This window comes from Dietzia maris, from assembly GCF_014144855.1.
GTDB lineage: Bacteria > Actinomycetota > Actinomycetes > Mycobacteriales > Mycobacteriaceae > Dietzia > Dietzia kunjamensis.
Map to the genome: position 1 here is coordinate 1 of NZ_JAALDN010000495.1, position 1,169 is coordinate 1,169.

1 protein-coding gene is annotated in these 1,169 nt (G+C 73.1%); it reads left to right on the plus strand.

The window, feature by feature from the left end; genetic code table 11:
* Positions 1–23 precede the first annotated feature (23 nt).
* Entirely contained in the window at positions 24–1,124 is a 1,101-nt protein-coding gene (locus G6024_RS15175; protein WP_067714599.1) for a peptidoglycan recognition protein family protein, read from the plus strand.
* The last annotated feature ends 45 nt before the right edge of the window (positions 1,125–1,169 follow it).

The window sequence follows — 1,169 nt, forward strand, 5'->3', positions numbered from 1 at the left end:
GCAAACCTCAGTCTGGAGCCCGTATGTCCGTGACACGCCGTGGATTTCTCACAGCCGCATCCGTCGGCGTGGGCGTCGCCGTCGCCTCCACCGTCCGAGGTCCCGTCGCCGGGGCCAATCCCTTCACCACCGGCTCGCTCGGCGTGGCCCAGGACCTCATGCAGTCGGTCTCGACCGGCAGCGGGATGATCCAGCCCAACGGCACTCTCGGCTACGTCGGCGTGACGTTCCCCAGTGCCGAGGAGATCGTCGGCCGGATCCGGTTCGCATTCCCCGACGGCTCGGTCGGCGACTGGCTCCCGCTCGAGGGGATGGACTCCGCCCCGGACGCCGGCAGCACGCCCGCCTCCGAACTCGTCGGCGCGCCCGATGGTGCCGTGGGGTACGAGGTCGACGCGCCCGCGGGCGCCGAGGCGACCGTGTTCGACGACGGCCGCGGCACCCCCCGCAACTACAGCCTCGGCAGCGTCGGCCTGGCGGGCCTACCGGTCATCCCGCGCGCGGCGTGGGGTGCGGGCGATGTCGCGGGCTTCCGCTGGGCGCCCTCCTACTTCCCCGCGCAGTCCATCACGATCCACCACACCGCCTCCCCGGTCGGGCCGGACCGTGCGGCCAGCGTGCGGGCGATCTACAACTACCACGCCAACACCGTGGGCTGGGGCGACGTCGGGTACCACCTGCTCATCGACCCCGAGGGCCGGATCTACCAGGGCCGCGGCGGAACGCCCGTCGGCAACCCCGTCTTCCAGTTCCCGCCGGTCGCCGGGATCGCACCGCCGGTCGTCACCGGTGGCCACGTGGGCGGATTCAACAACGGCAACATCGGTATCAGCCTGCTCGGTGACTTCACCGGTGCACCGCCGACCTCGCGCGCGGTGGGCGCGGCCATCGACTGCGTGCGGGCGCTGTGCAACGCCACCGGCATCAACCCGCGCGCTGGCATCACCTACCGCAACCCGCAGGGCGGGGCCACCCGGCCGATGATGGCCGTGTCGGGCCACCGCGACTGGGGCGGGACCGCCTGCCCGGGCAACTCGTTCTACCCGCAGATGCAGTTCATCCGCGACCAGGCAGCCCGGGGCTGGGCCCCGACCGCCGTCTCCTCGGCGGCGTTCGGCTCCTGACCTGAACCGGTCGGCGCCGCCCGCCCCCCCCGCGGCGTAGCCGTC